A 4,415-nucleotide genomic window follows, 5' to 3' on the forward strand; every position below is an offset into this window, starting at 1 on the left:
GCGGTGTTGAAGGCGGGTGGGGTGTATGTGCCGTTGAATGTGGGGCAGCCGGTGGGGCGGTTGGCGTATTTGCTGGCAGATTCGGGTGTTGGGGTGGTTGTCACCACGCGTGATCTGGTGGGTGGGTTGGCGGGGTTCGAGGGTGGTGTGGTGTTGGTGGATGAGGTGGATTGGTCGGTGGGCGGGGCGGTTGCAAAGGTTGCGGTGGAGGGTGAGGGGTTGGCGTATGTGGCGTATACGTCGGGGTCGACGGGGCGGCCGAAGGGTGTGGCGGTCACGCATCGGGGGTTGGCGGGGTATGTGGCGGGTTGGCAGCGGGCGCTGGAGGGGCTGGGCGGTCCGGGGGTGACGTTGTCGATGACCAGCCCCGGCTTTGATGTGTCGGTCGGGGACATGGTGCGTGCTCTGTGTGCGGGCCGGGCGGTGGTGTTCTTACCGCAGGCGGACGGGGTGTCGGTGGAAGAGTTGTATGCGGTGTTGGATGCGCATCGGGTGGAGATCGCGGAGATTGTGCCGGGCACGCTGTTGCGGGATTTGGCGGCGTACTGCCGCCATGCGGGCGCATTGGACGCGTTGCGGTTGGTGGTCTCTGGCACGGATGTGTGGACGTATGAGGGGCTGGTCGCGAGCGTGGGGGCGGTGGCGCCGAATGCGGTGCCGGCCAATGTGTATGGCGTGACCGAGGCGGCGATCGACTCTGTGCTGATGGTGGTGGAGCCCGATGCGGCCGGTGACGGGCTGGTGCCGGTCGGGCGGCCGCTTGCGGGGGTGCGGGCCTATGTGCTGGATGAGTGGCTGAATGTGGTGCCGGTGGGTGTGCCGGGTGAGTTGTTCATTGGTGGGGTGGGGGTGGCGCGGGGGTATGTGGGGCGTGCTGATTTGACGGCGGAGCGGTTTGTGGCTGATCCGTTTGTGGGTGGTGGGGGGCGGTTGTATCGGACGGGGGACCGTGGGTTCCGGGTCGAGCCTGGTGAGGTGGAGGTGGTGCTGGCCGGGCACCCGGACGTGCGCGATGCGGTGGTGGTCGCCCGAGACGACGGCCCGTCGGGGATGCGGTTGGTGGGGTATGTGGTGGCGGCCGAGGGAGGACAACCGGAGCCTGGTGGGTTGCGGGGGTTCTTGCGGGAGCGGTTGCCGGAGTTCATGGTGCCGGCGGCGTTCGTGGTGGTGGATGGGTTGCCGTTGACGGTGAACGGGAAGGTGGATCGGCGGGCGTTGCCGGATCCGGGGGTGAGTGTGGCGGGGGTGGAGTATGTGCCGCCGCGCACGCGGGTCGAGGTGGTGTTGGCGGAGATCTGGTCGCAGGTGCTGGGTGTGGAGCGGGTGGGGGTGAGGGACAACTTCTTCGACCTCGGCGGCGATTCCATCCTCAGCCTGAGAATCGTCGCGCGTGCCCGTGCCGCCGGGCTTCCGGTCGACATCGCCGACATCTTCACGCACCAGAACGTGGGCGAGCTCGCGACCGCCGTACGGCACATGCCTGCCGATCATGACCCCGGCTCAGCCTCGCAAGAACCACGGGCGGACCACTCGTACTGGCTGGCACAACTGGGGTCCGGCTTCTCGTTGCCGGTCGACTTCACCGGGACCGGTGCCGAGACCCTCGACGAAGTGGCGACCGCCCGGCTCGATCCCGAGACCACCACCGCGCTCTTCACCTGGGCGAACGAGGCCTATCGCACACGACCCGGAGACGTCCTCCTGGCGGCACTGCTGCAGGCCCTGGGGCGCTGGGCCGGAACCGACACGGTGACGATCGACCTGGAAGGGGAAGACCGCGAAACCACGACGGCCTGCTACCCGATCACGCTGTCCGCAGCCGACCTCGACGACCGCCCGGGCGTGCTGAAGGCGGTGAAGGAACGGCTCCGCCGTGCTCCACGGCAGGGGATCGACCACGCCGACTTGCGCCGTCTGGCGGGAGGGCAGGGGCGGATACGCGAGCCCCAGGTGCTCTTCAGACCGATCGCGACGGGTGGGAGCACGGCACTTTCCAGCGGCCGGAGCGGCGCCCACGCACTGCGGATCGAGGCGGAGCGGGGTGCCGACGGCGGGTTGGTCCTCCAGTGGTACTTCAGCACAGGGCTCCACCGGGCCGAGACCATCCAGAGGGTGGCCGGTGAGTACGTCCGGGCAGTCCGGGACCTGGTCGAGCACTGCATGTCCCCCCAGGCCGGCGGCTACACGCCCGCCGACTTCCCTCTCGCCCGCCTCGACCAGCGAGCACTTGACACGCTGGCCCTTCAGCCCCGGACGATCGCCGACGTGTACCCGCTGACGCCCGTCCAGCAGGGCATGCTCTTCCACACCCTGGAAGCCCCCGCCGAGATCTCCGGCGTCTACCTGGCGCAAGAAGTGCGCGAATTCAGAGGTCGGCTGGACGTGGCGGCACTGCGCCACGCATGGAACGCGGTCACGGGACGCCACGCGGCATTGCGGACGGCGTTCGTCTGGGAGAACGCCCCCGCGCCACTGCAGGTCGTCCACGACACCGCACAGATCCCCTTCGAGGCACTCGACTGGTCCGACGGAGACCACGGCCGGCTGGAACGACTCCTCGCGGACGATCGCGAGCGCGGGTTCGACCTCACGACACCGCCGTTGACGCGGGTGACCGTGATCGACCGGGGCGATGACCGGCACTGGATGGTGTGGACCTTCCACCACATCTGCCTCGACGGATGGAGTGTGCCGATCGTGCTGGACGAGGTCTTCAGCACCTATGAGGCACTGCGGCGGCACGAACGGGCGGAACTGCCCGCCCCGCCGCCGTATCGCGACTTCATCGCCTGGCTCGCACAGCGGGACGCCACCGAGGCGGAACGGTTCTGGCGGCGGTACCTCGCGGGCTTCGAAGCGGCGACCCCGCTGCCCGTGGACCGGCCGGCCACCAAGCACTGGAACCAGGGCTATCACCTGGTGGACTTCCCGCGTGAGGTCACCGCGGGCCTGGCACGGCTGGCGCGGCGAGCCCGGGTCACCTTGGGCACCGCGGTGCAGGCCGCGTGGGCGCTGCTGCTGTCCCGCCACAGCGGCGAGGGTGATGTCGTCTACGGCCTGACGGTGTCCGGCCGTCCCGCGGAGTTGTCCGGCATGGAATCCATGGTCGGCATGTTCATCAACACCGTACCGGTACGCGCCTCCGTGCCCTCCGACGTGCCGTTCGCCGACTGGCTCCGCGAGATGCAGGACGGCCAGATCGCGCTCCAGAGGTTCGAGCACACACCGCTGACCGACATCCAGACGTACTCGGCGGTGCCGCGCGGTGCCTCCCTGTTCGACAGCATCATCGCCATCCAGAACCTTCCCGAGGAGGAGGGGGCGGGGGCCGGGGGCCTGGCGGTCACCGGCGCCGAGGACGTGGACGCGTTCCTGCGGTTCGAACAGGGGCGTTACCCGCTGATGTTCTCGGTGGACGTCGCGGACGAGCTCGCGATCGCTGTGGAGTTCTCCACGGCCGCGTTCGACAAGGCGACCGTCCAGCGGCTCTTCGAGCAACTCGGTCAGGTGCTGGCGGCGGTGGCGAGCGACCCGGACGTGCTGGTGCGCGATGTCCCGCTGCAGCCCGAGCAGGACCTTCAGCGCATGCTGGTCGGCTGGAACGAGACCGCGACCGCCCAGGTGCCCAGGGCGACCCTGCCGGAGCTGTTCAGGGAACGGGTGCGCCGCCACCCGGACAAGTGCGCGGTGCGCTGCGCCGGGGAGGAGCTCACCTACGCCGAGCTGGACCGCCGAGCGGGACGGGTCGCCGGGCTGCTCCGCAGGCACGGAGTGTCCGTGGGCGAGAAGGTCGGGCTGTACTTCGAGCGGGGCGTCGACTTCATCGTCGCGCTGCTCGGCGTCGCACGGGCGGGCGCCTGTTATGTGCCTCTGGACCCGGCGCTGCCCGAGTCGCGCATCCAGTACATGATCGAGAACTCCGGCATGCGCGCCGCGCTCACGAACGTGGAATGGCGGGTCCCCCGTGCCGTTCGGGTGCTCCACGTGCGCGATGGCGAGGACGAGCCGGTGGCCGAGGGGTCCTTCGGGGAGCCCGACGGCCTGCTGTACGCGATGTACACCTCCGGTTCGACGGGTGTGCCCAAGGGCGTGGAGGTCACCCACGAGGCCGTGGCCAGGATCTGTTTCGATCCGGTCGTGGTGGTGGAGCCCGGCGACGTGGTGTCGCACATCGTGCCCATCTCCTTCGACGCCTCGACGTTCGAGATCTGGGGCGCCCTGCTCAACGGCGCGACCTTGGCGGTGGCCTCGGCGCGGGAGATGGAGCAGCTCGACCTCATGTCCATCCTGCGCGAGAACGGCGTCACCGTGTCGGTCGTCACGTCGGGCCTGTTCCATCAGGTGGCGGAGGCCGCGCCGGAGGTGTTCGCGGGGCTGCGGATGCTGCTGTGCGGTGGCGACGCGCTGTCGATCAG

At 69.3% G+C, this 4,415-nt stretch carries 1 protein-coding gene and 1 pseudogene; both read left to right on the plus strand.

What is annotated here, in order from left to right:
• Window positions 1–3: 3 nt before the first annotated feature.
• Window positions 4–852 (plus strand): annotated as a pseudogene (locus tag DQW85_RS48125) (AMP-binding protein); the annotation flags it as partial.
• Window positions 853–975: 123 nt separating this feature from the next.
• Window positions 976–4,415 (plus strand): condensation domain-containing protein (locus DQW85_RS07115; RefSeq protein WP_240196984.1); only part of this gene is annotated, 3,440 nt, incomplete at its 3' end.

The organism is Nonomuraea lactucae (assembly GCF_003313395.1).
GTDB classification, from domain to species: domain Bacteria; phylum Actinomycetota; class Actinomycetes; order Streptosporangiales; family Streptosporangiaceae; genus Nonomuraea; species Nonomuraea lactucae.